This window comes from Micromonospora arborensis, from assembly GCF_003205615.1.
Classification (GTDB): domain Bacteria; phylum Actinomycetota; class Actinomycetes; order Mycobacteriales; family Micromonosporaceae; genus Micromonospora; species Micromonospora arborensis.
The window spans coordinates 94405-110621 of record NZ_PYBV01000019.1 but is presented as its reverse complement, the minus strand read 5'-3'; the positions used below and the strand labels follow the sequence as shown (position 1 = coordinate 110621).

Genomic DNA, 16217 nt, shown 5'->3' with positions numbered 1-16217 from the left:
ACCGGACCCGGGGTGGCAGCCAGCAGCCGTCGCTCGTCGGTTCGCTGTCCGGTTTCGGAATCGTCCTCGCCGCTCTGCGTCCCCTCTACCAGATGACCTGCCGGATCAGGTTGATGAGGGCTCATTCTCCGACGATCCGCGGTCAAGCGTGCGAGATCAGAAGCATGGCTCTCCGGTATAGTGACGACGACTATCGATCAGACAGCGGGGGAGGCTACTGGATGCGATATCGGACGATCGGCCAGACGGCGGCACGGCTAGAGGTGAGCGTCCTGGCCCTCGGCGCCATGCGCTTCGGCACAGAGACCGACGAGGAAACTTCGTTCGCGATCCTGGATCGGTATGTCGAGGCCGGAGGCACGTTCGTCGACACCTCGAACAACTACTCCTTCTGGATCAACTCGACTCAGGGCGGGGAAAGTGAGGCGCTGCTCGGCCGGTGGAGGCGCAGCCGCGGCGTGCAGTCCGAGGTCGTGATCGCGACGAAGCTCGGCGGACGGCCGGTCGCGGCCGGGTTGGATTTCGCGGAGACCGCCAAGCAGGAGAACATCGAGGGGCTTTCTGCCTCCGTGATCCGTAAATCCGCGGAACGGAGCCGCGAACTGCTCGGGGTGGACAAGATCGACCTGCTCTACGCGCACGTCGAGGACCCGAACACCCCGGTCGAAGAGACGGTCCAGGGCTTCGCGGACCTCGTCGCGGAGGACGTGGTCGGGCTGCTCGGCGTCAGCAACCACTGGACCTGGCGCGTCGAACAGGCGCGGGCGACCGCCGCGAGCGCCGGGCTGCCCGGCTACGAGGTTCTCCAGTACCACCACAGCTACCTACGTGCCCGCACCGACATGCCTGGGCGCCGATCGGTCGACGGCAACCAGGGGTTGGCCACCGGCGAGGTGCTCAGCTACCTCCGCGCCAACCCGGCTCTCACGCTTGTCGCCTACACCCCACTGCTGTCCGGTGCGTACGTCCGCGACGATCGGCCTCTCGGCCCGGCCTTCGACCACGCCGGCACCGAGCAGCGGCTGGCCGCGGTGCGTGCGGTCGCCGAGGAGACCGGCGCTACCGCGAACCAGGTCGTGCTCGCCTGGCTGATGGGCGGTGACCTGCCGATCATCCCGCTCGTCGGAGCTTCCTCGATCGCTCAGCTCGACGAGAGCCTCGCCGCCGTGGACCTCAAACTGACCGGCGACCAGCGCGCGAGGCTGGACGCGGCCCAGTAGGTGACGCTGACCGGGCGTTGGCGCGGTGCGTCAACGCCCGGTCAGTCAGGTCAGCAGGTCAGCGCTGATGATCCTCATCATCCGTAAGGTCTCCGCCTCCGGGAAGAAGTGACTGCCCGCCAGGGTGGTCAACTCGAACTCCGCGTTGGTTTCCCGCGCCCAGTCGCGCATCCGTGCCGGAGGGGCCTCGACGTCGGCATCCCCAGCGAATGCCCGGATCGGCACGTCGAGCGGCGTCGTTTCCGCGATGGGGCAGGTGCCGACCACGCTCAGGTCGGCCCGTAGGGACGGCAGGAACAGCGCCAGCAGACCCGGGTTGTCAAACAGCTCCGGTGGTGTGCCACCAAGTTCACGTAGGTAGGCGACCAGACCCTCCTCCGGTTCGTCCCAGCCGCGGACCAGCCGGCGTAGCGCGGGTGCCGCGCTACTGGCCACGAACAATCGCTTCGGCGCGGGAAGTCCCCGATGGCGAAGTTCGTGCAGCAGCGCCAGCGCGACCCTGGCGCCCATGCTGAACCCGTAGCAGGCGTACGGCTTGTCCAACAGCGGCGACAGCACGTCGGCGAGGTCGGCAACCAGCGGCGTCATGTGTTCGTACGCCGGCTCATCGAACCGGTCGTCGCGGCCGGGAAGCTGGATGGCGACCGGCTCGATCTCCTCGGGCAGCGCGGTGTGCCAGGTGCGGAAGACCGACGCGGAGGCGCCGGCGTACGGGAAACAGAACAGCCGCACGGCCGCGTCGGCCCGCCCCTCGTACGTACGCGTCCAGGCGCTGTTCAAGCCCGCGCTTGTCACGCGCCCGACCTCGCACGCACGGATGCCGTGATCGGGACGTGCTTGTAGCCGCAGGCGAAGTTGGAGATCAGCCGCTCCGGTGTGCCGGCCAGACTGAAGTCCGCGTAGCGCGTGAACAACTCTTCGAACAGCACTCTCAAGGTGACCCGGGCGACGCTGTGGCCGATGCAGTAGTGCGGCCCTGCGCCGAACGCGAGGTGCCGGTTCGGCTTGCGCCGTAGGTCGAAACGCGACGCGTCGGGAAAGGCACGGTCGTCCCGGTTGGCGGCACCGAGCCAGGCGACCACAGCGTCCCCGGCAGCTATCCGGGTGCCCGCCACCTCGACGTCCGTCGTGGCGTACCGGAGGAAGTGGTGCACCGGCGACGCCAGCCTGAGCGCCTCCTCGACTGCGGTCGGACCGACCTGCGGGTTCGCCGCCCATTCCTCCAGCACACCGGTGCCGGTGTGCTGCGCCATCATGTAGTTGGGGGAGTGTGGCGTGGTGACCAGCGCGCCGAGCAGCACGCTGTAGCAGTTCGACAGAATCTCACCGAGGGACATGTTCCTGCCCTCGAAGGGCGTCGTGACCAGCACGCTGATCAGGTCGTCGCCGAGGTTGTTCCGGCGGCGGCGGACGAGCTCCTGGAAGTAGCCCAGCAGTTCCTGGTGCGCGAGCGTCAGCGTCATCGACGGGTCGTCGGGGTCCTGGAAGTCCGGGTCGTCGTAGGCGACACACGCAATGTTCATCCGGGTCAACCATGCCCAGTCGTCTTCCGGCAGGTCCATCATCATGCCGATGACCGCGATCGGTAGCTGCAGCATCGCTTGCCCGAAGTCGAAGACACCGCCGTCACCGAGCGGTGCAAGCAGCCTGACGATCTTGTCGCGAATCATGTCGCGCTGCCTCTCGATGGCCTTGATCGCGAGCGCCTTCTTCAGCCGACCCTGCATCTCCGTGTGCCGAGGAGGGTCCGTGACGGCGAGTTGGGTGCCGCCCGCCGGGTCGTCCGTGCCGAGCAGGTTCAGCAGCGTGCCGCGCTCGGAGGTGAACAGTGAATAGTCGCTTAACACGAGGTCGACGTCGGCATACCTCGCGGTGGACCAGAAGCCTCGTTTCTCGTCCACCTGATGCCAGAGGAGCCCGTCGTGGTCGCGCATCCGCTGCCACACGGCATAAGTGTCGTCACCCGAGTACAACGTCGGGCCGACGAGGTCAACCATGTTGTCGGAGTTGGCGCGGTGCATTGGACATGACGAGATAGCGGTGTTGTGCGTGGTCACTGCGGATCCCCCTGTTCCACAAGCGATGAATCAACCTGGCGGCACCTGGAAGACCGAAGGAATAGCATGCATCGAGCGCAGTCGTCGACTGGCGGTTATTCCCCCGCGCCCTCGACCCTACCTGCCGCCGGCTCGGCAGGTAGGGACACCAACATCAATCCGTCGGATACACGGCCTCTGTCCGTTATATCCTTCGTCAATTCATATTGGTTGGAGGGTCGGCTCCCAGAAGCCCCTGCCAGGCAGCTCGCGAGAGGGTTGGCGCCGCTCGGATCGGCTGCCGGCGAAGCGGTGTTGACAAGATTGCAGCGCCTCCCTTACGGTCTGTGTCAGATCGATTAGCGGGGATGTCCTGCCGGAGCTCGGTGAGGACGTCGCTGGCTAGCGCTTCGGCATTTTATTTTCGGGGGAAATCAAAATTGCCGCATATCCTTAAGCGTACGCGACTGTGGTATTCGGCAACGCCGGTGCAGCAGGGTATCTGGGTGCTCGACACGGACGAGCGATTACGTCCGACGTATCTCATTCCGTCCGTGCTGGAATTCGCCGGACGCGTCAATCATCAAATTCTCGTCGACGCGGTGCGACACGTGGTGTCACGCCATCCGGCGCTGAGGTCGCGGTTTCGGCTGAACACCGCGACGGGCGAGGTGGAATACCGGACCGACGGCGAGCCGGGGCACGTCGGGCTCATCGACGCGCGGGCAGAGGGCTGGACCGGGGAGAAGCTCGACCACCTGGTCGAGGTGCTGTGTTGGACCCCGTTCGACCTGGCCCACGAGGCGCAGGTACGCGCCGAGGTCATCCACGTCGATGAGCACCGCACGTTGCTGGTGCTGACGATGCACCACATCTCGTTCGACGGCTGGTCACGCAACCTCCTGGTACCCGAGATCGTCACGGTGTACCGGGCCCTCCTGGCCGGCGAGCAACCGACCCTCGCGGCTGCCGTGCACCCCGCCGACGTGCCGAGCACGGTTCGACAGGAGCGTTCACCGGAGCGGGTCGCCCAGGTGCTGGAGCGCCTGCGTGGTGCGCCGATGACGGTCGACCTACCGTACGACCGGCCGCCGCCAGCGGCGGAGCCGGAGTCGATCGTCGCGGAGAACCTGTCGATCACGCTGGACCACGAGCTGAGCGCCAGGGTCCTCGCCACGTCCGGTCAGGAGGGGTGCACGCCGTTCATGATGGCGGTCGTGGTGCTGACCGGGACGCTGTGCCGGATGACCGGTCAGCGGGACTTCCTGATCGCATTCGGTTGGCCCGGACGTGACGACCCTGCCACCTCGGAGGCGATCGGCATGTACATGGCGACGCTGATGCTGCGGGTCACGTTCGACCACGACACCACGTGGCGCGACCTCCTTCGGATCACCCGCCGCTCCGCCATGGCCGCCTTCGTCGACTCTGACGTGCCGTTGGACGCCATCGCTGCGGCACTGAACCCCGGGCGGCGTCAGATCTGGCCACCGCTCACTCCGATTCTTGTCAACGTCGACGACCTGCCGTCGAACATCGAGCTGACACCGACGGTGTCCGGCCACTACTGGCCGATGAGAAGCGTCTACGGCAAGTACGACCTCGACCTCTTCGTACGCGTGGACCGCGATGCTGGCGGCGACCGAATCACGTTCGCTCTCGATTTCCTGGTCGAACTGTTCGACCCGGCCACAATCGAGAGCATTCTCGGCAAGCTGCGACAGAGCGCGGCCGAGCTCGCACACTCATCGGAGGTAAAGCTGTGACCGACCCGTCTGCCGTCGATTTGTCCAACGCCGATCAGCGGCGTGAAATTGTCCGCTCGGTCTGGCAGGACGTACTGCAGATCGCCGAAGTTGACGACGACAGCACTTTCTTCGATATGGGCGGCGACTCGCTGCGGCTGGCCTTACTCGTTGAGAAGCTGAACCAGCGAACCGGCCTTTCGTTGCGTACCGTCGACCTGTTCCGGGCCGGCACCGTCCGCGGCCACGCCGAACTGCTGGTCGCCCCCGCGACGCGGACGTCGGGTTCCCGCGGATACAGCCGGGAAGAACTGCTCGAGTCCGCCCGGTCCGGGCAGGGATCTCGATTCTCCCGCCCCTGACGCCTGTCACGTGGGACGCATCTCCGTCGCTTCTCCGATTCTCTTTCCTCACCTCGCCGACGCATGTGCCTAGGAGGACGAACGGTGTCATTGGTCGAGTATGCGAGAACCGTGCTGGATACGGTGATCACGCCGGCGACCCTGTCGGCCCGGTCGTTCGTGGACCTCGGTGGTGATTCGCTGCGGGCCATGCGCTTGGCGGCGCTCGCCCAGCAGCACTGTGGGGTCCGGCTCCCGGTGGCCGACCTGTTGTCCGACGCGCCGTTGAGCGACGTGCTGGCGAGGTACACCTCCGCGTCCGTGCCCCCCGCTGCCGGTGCGCGCAGGACCGTGGCGACGCCGAACCCGCCCGACCGGGTGTCCCCCAGCCAGCGGGGCATGTGGTTGACCGAACGGGTGCTCGGCGGCTCCCCCTACAACCTCGTGTTCACCTGCTTCGTCGAGGAAGGCACGCTCGACCGGTCCCGCTTCGAGCGGGCGCTCGCCGCCACGGTCGCTCGGCACCCCGGCCTACGCACGGTCTACCAGGAGCAGGACGACGAGGTCGTTCCGGTTGTCGACCGGGCCTACCGGCACCAGGTCGACGACATCCAGCACGACGGCACGCGGGAGGAGTTCGCCGCGTTCGTGCGCGTCACCGCGGCCGCGCGCGGCAGGCTTCCGTTCGACCTCGCCGCCCGCCCCGCGTACCAGTTCCTGTTTGTCGACGACCCGTTCGGACAGCAGGCGATCGTGCTGGTCGCCCACCACATCGTCCTGGACGCGTGGTCCATCGGCCTGGTGTTCAAGGAGGTGTTCGACCGGTATGCGGCGCTCGGCGACGGCACGCCGCCGTCCACGACCGGGGAAGGCCACGACATCGCGGTCCTGCTGACCAAGCAGGCCGCGGACCGCGACGCCGGTGTGTGGAACGAACAGGCGCAGTTCTGGCGTGAGCACCTCGCGGACGTGCCGAGGGTTCTCGAGGTACCGGGAGACCGGATCCGCCCCGCTGTCCAGGACCCGGCCGGGAAGCGACTGTCGGTGGACCTCGGCCCGGAGGTCAGCCCGCGGGTGGCCGCTGCGGCCGGCGCGGCCGGGGTCACACCGTTCACCGTTCTGCTCGGGGCCTACGCGCTGACCCTCGGTCGGTGGACCGGGGCCCGGTCCATGGTGATCGGGGTGTCGTTGCTGGGCCGGGACACCGAGGAGCTGACCGAACTCGTCGCGGTGACCGGCAACCTCGTGCCCGTTCGCGTGGACATCGACGATGACCTGGTGGTGACCTCCTACCTGCGCGGGGTGCAGGAATCGCTCGCGAAGAGCATCGACGCCGGCGCGCTGCCGTTCGAGGAGATCGTCAACCTGCTCGGCGTCGAACGCGATCTCGGCGCCCATCCCCTGGTGCAGGCCAGTTTCGGCATGCACGACGCGCTGATCCCGCACCGCATCACGGCGGGCGACGTCACCGTGCGGGTCGAGGAGGGCCACGGCGGCGGTGCGCAGTTCGATGTTTCGCTTCTGTTCGGCCGGTCGGAACCGACGCTGCTCGGTCAGCTCGAGTACGCGACGAGCGTGTGGCAGCGCAGCGAGGCCGTCGCGTTCACCGACGACTACTGGGCGGCCGTCGCAGAGCTGACCCGCGACGTGGCCGGCGGGCTGACGAACGTGCGCTGCGTGTCGCGAGAGCGGCTCGCGCTGCTAGACGAGCTCAACCGAACTCGAAAGGAGTTTCCCCGCAAGGCCCTCGGAGAGCTGTTCGCCGAGGTGGTCGACCGGGTTCCGGACGCCGTCGCCGTCCGGGAGGGCGACCGCGAGCTGACCTACGCTCAACTCGCAGCCGCGGCTGGTCGCCAGGCTGTGCTGCTGCGAGAGTTGGGTGTGCAGCCGGGTGACCGCGTGCTGGTCGGGCTGGAGCGCTCCGTCGGTGAGATCATCGGGGTGCTCGGCGTGGTGCTCGCAGGCGCGGCGTACGTCGGCATCGAGCTGAACCAGCCCGGCCCGCAACTCGAGGCGATCCTCGCCAAGGCAGCGCCTCGCGCGGCCTTGGTCCCCGAGTACGCCGCGGCGCAGCTCGCCGCCACGGGCATACCGCTGTGCGCTTCGTGGGCACCGGACTGGACCACCCAACCGCTGGCCGCCCCGGCGTACCCGACGGCGGGGACGGACGCCTCGCTGGCCTATGTCGCGTTCACCTCCGGCTCCACCGGACTGCCCAAGGGGGTGTGCGTCCCACACCGCGCAGTGGTCCGGCTCGCGCACGAACCCGACTTCGTCACGCTCGCTCCCGGTGACCGGATGCTTCGGCTGTCGCCGCTGGCGTTCGACGCGTCGACGCTGGAGATCTGGGCCACGCTGCTCGGTGGTGCCACGCTGGAGATCTACCCCGCCGGCACCCCGTCGCCGAGCGAGCTCGGCGCGTTCCTGCGGGACCGCGAGGTCACCGTCGCGTGGCTGACGGCAGGGCTGTTCCGGTTGGTCGAGGAGTTCTCCCCGGAAGGCTTCGCCACCATGCGCCAGCTGATCACCGGTGGGGACGTCGTGCCGCACGAGCACGTCGCCCGGGTGCTGGCCCGACACCCGGGCCTGGTGGTCACCAACGGATACGGCCCGACCGAGAACACCACCTTCACCCTGACCTACTCGGTGCGCTCCACGGGCGAGGTCGACGGCCCGTTGCCCATCGGTACGCCGGTGCCCGGAACCCGGGTGTACGTCTTGGATGAGCGGTGCCGGCTCGTCCCACCCGGCGGGGTCGGTGAACTCTTCTGCGCGGGCGCAGGTCTGGCCGACGGCTACCTCGACGACCCGGCGGAGACCACGAAGATGTTCGGGCGGTTCTCCCCGGATGTGCCGGAACGGCTGTACCGTACCGGTGACCTGGTGCGGCTGGACACCCAGGGACAGGTCCGGTTCCTCGGTCGACGCGACCACCAGGTCAAGCTGCGCGGCTACCGGATCGAGCTGTCGGCGGTCAGCGACGCGCTCACCGAGAGCACCTCTGTCAAGGACGCGGTCGTGGTCGTCACCGACGCGGACAGCGCCGAGAAGCGCATCGTGGCGGCCGTCGTCGCCGCCGACGACCAGGTCACCGCGATCATGCTGCGGGACCAGCTCGCCGAGCGGCTACCCGTGTACATGGTCCCCACCCTGTGGGCGTTCGTCGATCAGGTGCCGCTGACGGAGAACGGCAAGGTCGACCGCAAGGCGATCGTCGCACGCGCGTTGCCCGTCGGCGCCGCGTCCAAGCGGCGGGCCCCCGCACCGGGGCCCGTCGCCGTGGAGGCGATCGATGTGTCATCGGTGATCCCGTTGTTCGTCAAGGCGCTCGACGATGCGGAGACCGAAGTCGTCGCCGACACCGACTTCTTCATCAGCGGGGGAAACTCGATGGGCGCGGTACGGCTGATCCGGCTCGTCCGCGAACAGTTGGGCGTCAGCGTCCGGCTGCGCGACTTCCTGCTGACGCCGACACCGAGCGGGCTCGCGGCGCTCGTGGACAAGGCGGGCCCCCGTGCCTGACGGACTGAGCTGGGACGACGGGCTGGAGAGCTGGGTGGTGTCCGACCGGGCACTGGCCAGGCAGGTGCTCGCCGATCCCGACTCCTTCTCCTCCCGGACCTCCGTCCGGCTCGGCGAGCTGTACATGACCGACCAGTCCCGCGCCGAGTACCGGGCGCTGACCGAGTTCGTCCAGCTGTGGTTCGTGCACGCCGACGGGGACGAGCACACCTCCCGTCGTAGACCGGTGCAGCGCATGTTCTCCCTCGCCGCTGTGCGTTCGCTGGAGGAGCGCGTCGTGGCGATCGTCGACGAGTGTCTCGACGACCTGGCCGCCCAGCAGGCGCCGGACTTGATCCCCACGGTCGCCGAGGGGGTGTCCGGTCGGGTCATGGCCCACGTCGTCGGTGTCGGCATCGAGCCAGGCGTCCTGCACACCTGGTCCCGGCACCTGTCGGCGTTCCTCGCCGCGATGTACCGGCGCGACCACGCCGAGAAGGCGACCGACGTGATGCGGGAGATGTCGGCATGTCTCACCGGTTCCGCACTGTGGTCCCGGTTCCCGACGGACACACCCCACGAGCGGGCGGTCACCACCGCCACTCTGTCCATGATCCTGTTCGGCGGGCTGGAGACGACTGCGGCGCTGCTCGGCTCGTGCGTGTACACCGCGTTGGGTGACCCGGCGACGTGGGCCATGCTCAAGGACGCGGCCGAGCACGACGACCCTCGCGTGCCGGCCCGGTTCGTGGAGTCCATACTCGCCACCCGGCCGCCGCTGCGCAACGTGGCCAGGGTGGTCACGAAGGACACGACGCTGGCCGGCGCCCGGCTTGCGGCCGGTGACCTGGTGTTCGTCCCGCTCGCCGATGGCGCCACGGTATTCACCGAGTCGTCCGCGATCGACGGGATCGCTGAGGACGGTACCTCCGACGCCGACGGGGCCGGCGAGCGGACCGGGCGGCACCTCGCGTTCGGGCTCGGCGCGCACTACTGCGTCGGCGCCTCCCTGGTCCGGCTGGAGGCGGCCACCGTGTTGCGGCGACTCGCCATCCGTTTCCCCGATGCGCGGCTGGCGGCGACCCCCGCCGTCTGGGGACCGAACATCTCCTACGTCGGTCTTGACCATCTGCCCCTGGAACTCGGCACCCGCGAGGCGGTGGGATGAACACGGACCAGACGGTCGCCATCGTCGGCATGGCCGCCCGCTACCCCGGTGCCGGTGACGTCCGCGGGCTCTGGGCCAACCTGGTGGCCGGATCCGACAGCATCCACCACTACTCCCGGGCCGAGCTGACCGACGGCGGCGCCGACCACGAGCAGATCAGCCGGCCGGGGTTCGTGCCCGCTCGCGGCGTGCTCGCCGGCCCCACGAACTTCGACTGGGCCTTCTTCGGCTACTCCCGCACCGAGGCCGCGAGCATCGACCCTCAGCAACGAGTGTTCCTCGAATGCGCGTCAGCCGCGATCGACGACGCCGGGATCGACCCCACTCGCTTTCCTGGCTGGATAGGGGTCTACGCGGGCGCTGACGTCGTCGACGTGCGCGTACGTAGTGGCCAGGGCGAGTTGGCGACCGTCATCGGCAGGGAGAAGGACTTCCTGGCCACCCGGGTCGCGTACAAGCTGGGCCTGCGTGGGCCCGCGCTCACCGTGCAGACCGCCTGCTCGACCTCGCTGACCGCCACCCACACGGCCGTCCGCGCCCTCGTCGGGCAGGAGTGTGACGTCGCGCTCGCGGGAGGTGTTGCGATCATCCCCGGCGACGAGTGGGGGTACCTGTACGAGGAGGGCGGCATTCTGTCCCCTGACGGCCGGTGCCGGCCCTTCGACGAGCACGCCGGGGGCACCGTGCCGAGCGAGGGCGTCGGGGTCGTGGTGCTCAAGCGGTTGTCCGACGCGCTGCGCGAAGGCGACCGGATCGTGGCGTTGATCCGCGGTTCGGCGATCAACAACGACGGCGCCGACAAGATCGGCTACACGGCGCCGTCGCCGACAGGACAGAGCGAGGTGATTCGCTACGCCCACCACGTCGGTGGGACCGACCCGGCCGACGTCGACTACGTGGAGGCGCACGGAACGGGAACCCGGATCGGTGACCCGATCGAGGTCGCCGCGCTGACCGACGTGCTGGCGCCGGCGGGCGCCACCGCCGGGTCCTGCGGGCTTGGTGCGATCAAGAGCAACATCGGGCACACCGGCGCAGCCGCAGGGGTCGCCGGGCTCATCAAGACGGCGTTGTCGCTGCACCATCGCCAGTTCGTGCCCACCGCGCACTTCAGGCGGCCCAACCCGATGCTCGACCTGGCGAACACACCGTTTCGAGTGTGCACCGAGGTGGAGAAGTGGCCCGACCGTGGCACCCCGCTCGCTGCTGTCAGCTCGTTCGGGGTGGGTGGCACCAACGCGCATGTGATCCTGGAGGCGGCGCCGACGCGCAGCAGGCCGATCCGGTCCGGACACCGGGTGTTGGCGGTGTCCGCAGCGACCCCGTCAGCACTGCGGCAGAGCAACCGCGACCTCGCCACCCGATTCACCGAACCCGGCGTCGACGTGGCCGAGGCCGCGTGGACGCTCGCCGGACGTCGACAGCACCGGTACCGGCACGCGGTCGTCGCGAGCATGAACGACGAGGCAGAGCAGGCGCTGCGCGCCTTCGGTGAGAGCGGTGGGGACGGCACACCGGCACGGCTCGGCACCGTCGCCTTCGTGTTCCCCGGCCAGGGCGCGTTGCAGGACAACGCCGGTGCGAGCGCGTACCGGCTGCTCGACGGCTTCCGCGGGTATTTCGACCTCGTCGCGAAGCACGTATCGGAGACGCACGGCGTCGACCTCGGCCCGATCGTGGCCGCGGCACCACCCGACGATGACTGGTTCCGGTCCACGGTGCACCAGCAGTTGGGGTTGTTCGCGCTCGGCTGGGCGCTCGGCAGACAACTGGGCGACTGGGGCGTGCGGCCTGCCGCCATGTTTGGCAACAGCGTGGGAGAGTACGTGGCGGCCACGCTCGCGGGAGTATGGAAGCCGAGGGACGCGGCGAGCCTGGTGTACGCGCGAGCCTCTGCCATGACCACCTCCCCGGCGGGACGGATGGTCCTGGTGTCCGCCCCGGCCGCCGAGGTGCTCGACCGGATCGGCACGGGACATGGCGTGACGCTCGCCGTCGACGGGCCTCGCCAGGTCGTGCTCTCCGGTCCGGAGGCTGCCGTCGACGCGCTGTTGGCCGCGGACGCCCTCGCCGGTCTCGACGTTCGGCCGCTCTCGGTTCGGCACGCTTTCCACTCACCCGCCATGCGGGAGCCCGCCGAGGCGCTCCGTGCCGCGGTCGCCGACAACCCGTCCGCCCGGCCGACGGTTCGGCTGATCGCCAACCAGACCGGTGACTGGGCCGACGAGACCCTGGTGACCGGGCCCGACTACTGGGCCGGGCAACTGCTCAACCCGGTCCGCCTGACCGACGGCGCAGGCACCCTCCTCAACGCGGACATCGCCGTCTTCCTGGAACTGGGACCGGGCACCTCGATGCTCGGCACGCTGCGCAGGCATCCGAACTGGTCGCCGGGCCCGGCGACGATTCCGCTGCTCGGCAGGTCCGGCGGCGCCGCGGGTGACGGCGACCACCGACCCGGCGGGCGGGGAGAAAGGGCGCTGCTCACGGCGATCGGCTCGCTGTGGGCACACGGCGTCGACGCGGCGATGAGTGAGCTGATGAACGTTGACGAGTCGGAGCGTCCTGTCCGATGCTCGTTGCCGCCGCACCCGTTCGCTGGTACGAGCCCGGACGACGGCCGGCCCGCATTCCGCCCCGTCGTCCCGCGTGCCGATACGCCAGCGCCCGGATCCGCCACCACCGGCCGGGTGCTGCTCGCCGAGCTGTGGTGCGGCACTCTCGGGGTGCCCTCGGTGGCCGAAGCGGACAACTTCTTCGCGCTCGGGGGCGAATCGCTCATGGTGGTCTCGCTGCTCAGCCGGCTGCGCGAGAGGACAGGACAATCCGTCTCACCCATCGAATTCGTCGCCGACCCCACGTTCGGCACCCTGCTGCGCCTGGCCGGCACCGGTGCACAGCAGCCGGCACCGGGGATCGTGGCGCTGCACACCGCGGCGGTGCCGTCGGGTAGGCCGGTGTTCCTGATGGCGGACGCGTTCGGCACCGTGCTCCCGTACCGGGAACTGGCCGCCCTGCTCGGTCGCTCGGTCTACGGTGTGGCGCCGGCGGCCGGCGACCCCGCGGCGGGCGCACCGGGCGGGCGCATCGAGCGGCTCGCTGCCGAGCACGTCGCCGCCGTCCGGTCGGTCGACCCGACCGGGCCCTACACCCTCGGCGGCTGGTCGTTCGGCGTCGTCGTCGCCCACGAGGTGGCGCGGCAGCTGGAAGCGCTCGGCGCCACGGTGGACCATCTGATCGGGCTCGACGGGTTCCCGCCCGCACCCGCCCGTCCGATCGGCGCCGACCTCGGTTACCTCGCAGGCAGCCTCCGGATGCTCGGTGACGTCGTACTGGGCACCGGGCCGCTCGGCGCGCGAGTACGCCGTGACCGGGCACTGCGGGCTCGATTCACCGCCAACATCAGCGCGCTGCTGCGGTATCGCCCACACCCCGTGAGCTGCGCGGCGACCGTTTTCCTCGTCGACACCGACGAGGCGGCACTGGCGCGCACCCGGGAAAGGCTCACCGGCACCTATTCTGGCGCCGTCAGCACCCACCACGCGGCGGGCGACCACTGGTCGATGCTGACCGTGCCGCACGTCGCCGGTCTCGCGGCAACCCTGCGTGCATGCCTGTCCGAACAACGACCCAATTGAAGGAGAGGACGCCCTAGTGTCCACCAGCCAGGACGCGTCCGTGCGGCCGGTGCCCGGTGCCGCCAACTCTGCTGTCTCGTTGCGGCGCAACAGGAACTTCCAAGCACTGTGGTCGAGCGAGGCGCTCGCGGCAATCGCCAAGGAGACCGCGGAGTTCGCCTACCCACTGCTCATCCTCGCCTCGACGGGATCGGCGCTGTGGGCCGGTCTGATCGCGGCCGCCCAGGTGATCGTCGCCGGACTCGTGTCGCTTCCCGCGGGCCAGTTCGCCGACCGATTCGACCGCAAGAAACTGCTGCTGATCTGCAACCTGACCCGGGCCGTGCTGCTCGGCGTGCTATACCTGCTGATCGCCACCGACAACGTCAACCTGTTGTTGATCCTGATGATCGCGATCTCCTCCTCGGTCTTCCTCAGCCTGTCCCAGCCTGCGGGAATCGCCGCGATCAAGGCGCTGGTACGACCGGAACAGGTCAGCACGGCGATGTCGCAGAACAGCATCCGGTTCTTCGGCGCGACGCTGATCGGCCCGCCGATCGGCGGCTGGCTCTTCGCCGTCGGACGGGCCTTTCCATACCTTGGCGCCGCGGTGACGTTCGTGGTGTCGTCGCTGCTGCTGCTGCTGATCAAGAAGCCGTTGCAAGCAGAGCGGACGGCCGACGACGACGGCAAACGCCATGCGAAGGAGGGCTTCCGGTTGATCCGACGGCAGCCGATCCTGTTCTGGACGCTGCTGTGGACGATGGGCTCCAACATGGTGTTCAACCACACCGGTATCTTCATCGCGATCGCCGCGACGGGGCAGAGTGAGAGCGACTCGTCCGCACTCATCGGCATAGCTGTCGCGTGCGCCGGCGTCGGCGGTCTGACCGGCGCATTCATCGCCGCTCCGGTGCTGAAGAAGGTCAAGCCCAGCTACATCTTCTTCTACGCCGCGTGGATCGGCCCGGTCGCCGCGCTCCTGCTCGCATTCGTCCCGAGCCTGTGGGTCATGGGCCTACTGGTCGGCCTCGTCTTCGTGCGTGGACCGGTCATGAGCGCGCTCACCCTCACCTACGTCTCGGTACTCACCCCGGACAAGGCGCAGGGGCGGGTTCTCGGCGCGGTCTTCTTCCTGTCCCTGATCGTGCAGCCGATCGGCCTGTTCGGCATCGGCGCGTTGTTCGACGCAGGCGGTCCCGCGGTTGTCTTCGGCACGGTGTGCACCGTCGCCACCCTCATCGCGCTGGTCACTCTCACCCCCACCATGCGCTCATTGCCACGCCCCGAGCAGTTGAAGGAGATCGAGCTATGACCTCAGTCGACGACGGCAAGGTTGTGTCCGTCCGAAAGGAATGGAGCCCGGGTCGAACGTTGCCCCCCGACTTCTTCAACAATCCCGGCGACGACGTACACGGTTGGGACAACGAGGTCCGCAGCCACTGCCCGGTCCACAAGATCAACCACCCGCCGGGGGCTGAGGCGTACGTGGTCGCCGACTACGAGACCGCGCTCAGCGCGTTTGGCGACCCTCGGCTGTCCAAGCAGCTCGCCGCGTCGCCGGACTGGTTCCAGGAGCAACTGAAGGACGCCAGCCCGATCCTCGTTCATCACATGCTCAACGCGGACCCGCCGGACCATACCCGGCTGCGCAAGCTCGTCAGCAAGGCGTTCACCGCACGGCGCATGGAGCGGATGCGGCCGGCTATCCAGCAGATCACCGACGACCTGATCGACGCCTTCCCGGAGTCGGGGGAGGTGGACCTGATGACCTTCGCCTTCGACCTTCCCATGAATGTCATCAGCGAGTTCCTCGCCATCCCGCCAGCGGACCGCGGCAAGGTCAAGTCAGACGTGGTCCTGCTCAGCAACGCGCCCTACCCGGACGAGGAACGTAACCGGCTGCTCAAGGCCGCGAGCGACAAGGTCGAGCAATACCTCGTCGGCCTGCTCGCCGACCGGCGCGATGACCTCGGCGACGACCTGGTCAGCGTGCTGATCAGGGCTGCCGACGAGGACGAGGTGTACAGCGAGGAGGAGCTGATCTCCAATCTCGTGCTGCTGATCATCGCCGGCCACAAGACGACCGCGCACCTGATCGGCAACGGAATGTCGGCACTGTTGGCACGGCCGGACCAGCTTGAACTCCTGAAGGCCGACCCCTCGCTGGTCGAGTCGGCGGTCGAGGAGTTCCTGCGGTTCGAATCTCCGGTGTTCCGTGGCACGCTGAGGATCAGCACCGAAGACATGGAACTGGCCGGCGTGAAGATCCCTAAGCAGAGCTTCGTGCACGTGCTCCTGGGCGCCGCGAACCACGATCCGGCCGTGTTCGACAACCCCGGCGAGTTGGACATCACCCGCCAGCCGAACCGCCACCTCTCCTTCGGGCACGGGCCGCACTTCTGCGCGGGCGCACCTCTGTCGCGCGTGGAGGGTTCGATTGTGTTCCCGACGTTGCTCCGGCGCCTTTCGGGGCTGCGGCTCGCGGTGGCCCCGTCCGATCTGGAGTGGGCGTTCGACAACTCCACCAGCCGGGGTCTGCGCAGCCTGCCGGTCCGCTATGACGCGCTGCTGCCGCGGGAATGACCG

At 68.7% G+C, this 16217-nt stretch carries 10 protein-coding genes; 8 read left to right on the top strand and 2 right to left on the bottom strand.

The genetic code is table 11. The features are described from left to right. Window positions 1–221 precede the first annotated feature (221 nt). Window positions 222–1220: an aldo/keto reductase gene (locus C7C45_RS16495; protein WP_110564537.1), complete on the top strand. Its 999-nt coding sequence runs from the start codon at window positions 222–224 to the stop codon at window positions 1218–1220. A 45-nt stretch (window positions 1221–1265) separates the two neighbouring features. On the opposite strand, the gene C7C45_RS16490 is transcribed toward C7C45_RS16495, so the two are convergent. Continuing rightward, window positions 1266–2015 (bottom strand): thioesterase II family protein, encoded by a 750-nt coding sequence (locus C7C45_RS16490; protein WP_167454732.1) that lies wholly within the window; start codon window positions 2013–2015, stop codon window positions 1266–1268. After that, a complete protein-coding gene (locus C7C45_RS16485; RefSeq protein ID WP_244200412.1) occupies window positions 2012–3277 on the bottom strand; it encodes a cytochrome P450 in 1266 nt (421 codons plus the stop codon). Before C7C45_RS16485 ends, C7C45_RS16490 begins: the two co-directional genes overlap by 4 nt. A gap of 347 nt (window positions 3278–3624) precedes the next feature. Between C7C45_RS16485 and C7C45_RS16480 the strand changes: the two genes are divergently transcribed. The 7 genes from C7C45_RS16480 (at window position 3625) to C7C45_RS16455 (ending at window position 16214) form a co-directional block, all read left to right on the top strand. Then, window positions 3625–5022, top strand: coding sequence for a condensation domain-containing protein (locus C7C45_RS16480; protein ID WP_280101382.1), 1398 nt, complete (start codon window positions 3625–3627; stop codon window positions 5020–5022). Further along, a complete protein-coding gene (locus C7C45_RS34455; protein WP_208641186.1) occupies window positions 5019–5363 on the top strand; it encodes an acyl carrier protein in 345 nt (114 codons plus the stop codon). The genes C7C45_RS16480 and C7C45_RS34455 overlap by 4 nt, the downstream gene beginning before the upstream one ends. 111 nt (window positions 5364–5474) lie before the next feature. After that, window positions 5475–8864, top strand: coding sequence for a non-ribosomal peptide synthetase (locus tag C7C45_RS16475; RefSeq protein WP_208641185.1), 3390 nt, complete (start codon window positions 5475–5477; stop codon window positions 8862–8864). Further along, window positions 8857–10011 carry a cytochrome P450 family protein gene (locus tag C7C45_RS16470; protein WP_110564534.1) on the top strand — a complete coding sequence of 385 codons (1155 nt, stop codon included), beginning with the start codon at window positions 8857–8859 and terminating at the stop codon, window positions 10009–10011. Before C7C45_RS16475 ends, C7C45_RS16470 begins: the two co-directional genes overlap by 8 nt. Further along, on the top strand, window positions 10008–13649 hold the full coding sequence (locus tag C7C45_RS16465) for a type I polyketide synthase (protein WP_110564533.1): 3642 nt from the start codon (window positions 10008–10010) through the stop codon (window positions 13647–13649). Before C7C45_RS16470 ends, C7C45_RS16465 begins: the two co-directional genes overlap by 4 nt. Window positions 13650–13665: 16 nt before the next feature. Then, window positions 13666–14943, top strand: coding sequence for an MFS transporter (locus tag C7C45_RS16460; protein WP_167454731.1), 1278 nt, complete (start codon window positions 13666–13668; stop codon window positions 14941–14943). Further along, window positions 14940–16214: a cytochrome P450 family protein gene (locus tag C7C45_RS16455; RefSeq protein WP_110564531.1), complete on the top strand. Its 1275-nt coding sequence runs from the start codon at window positions 14940–14942 to the stop codon at window positions 16212–16214. Before C7C45_RS16460 ends, C7C45_RS16455 begins: the two co-directional genes overlap by 4 nt. The last annotated feature ends 3 nt before the right edge of the window (window positions 16215–16217 follow it).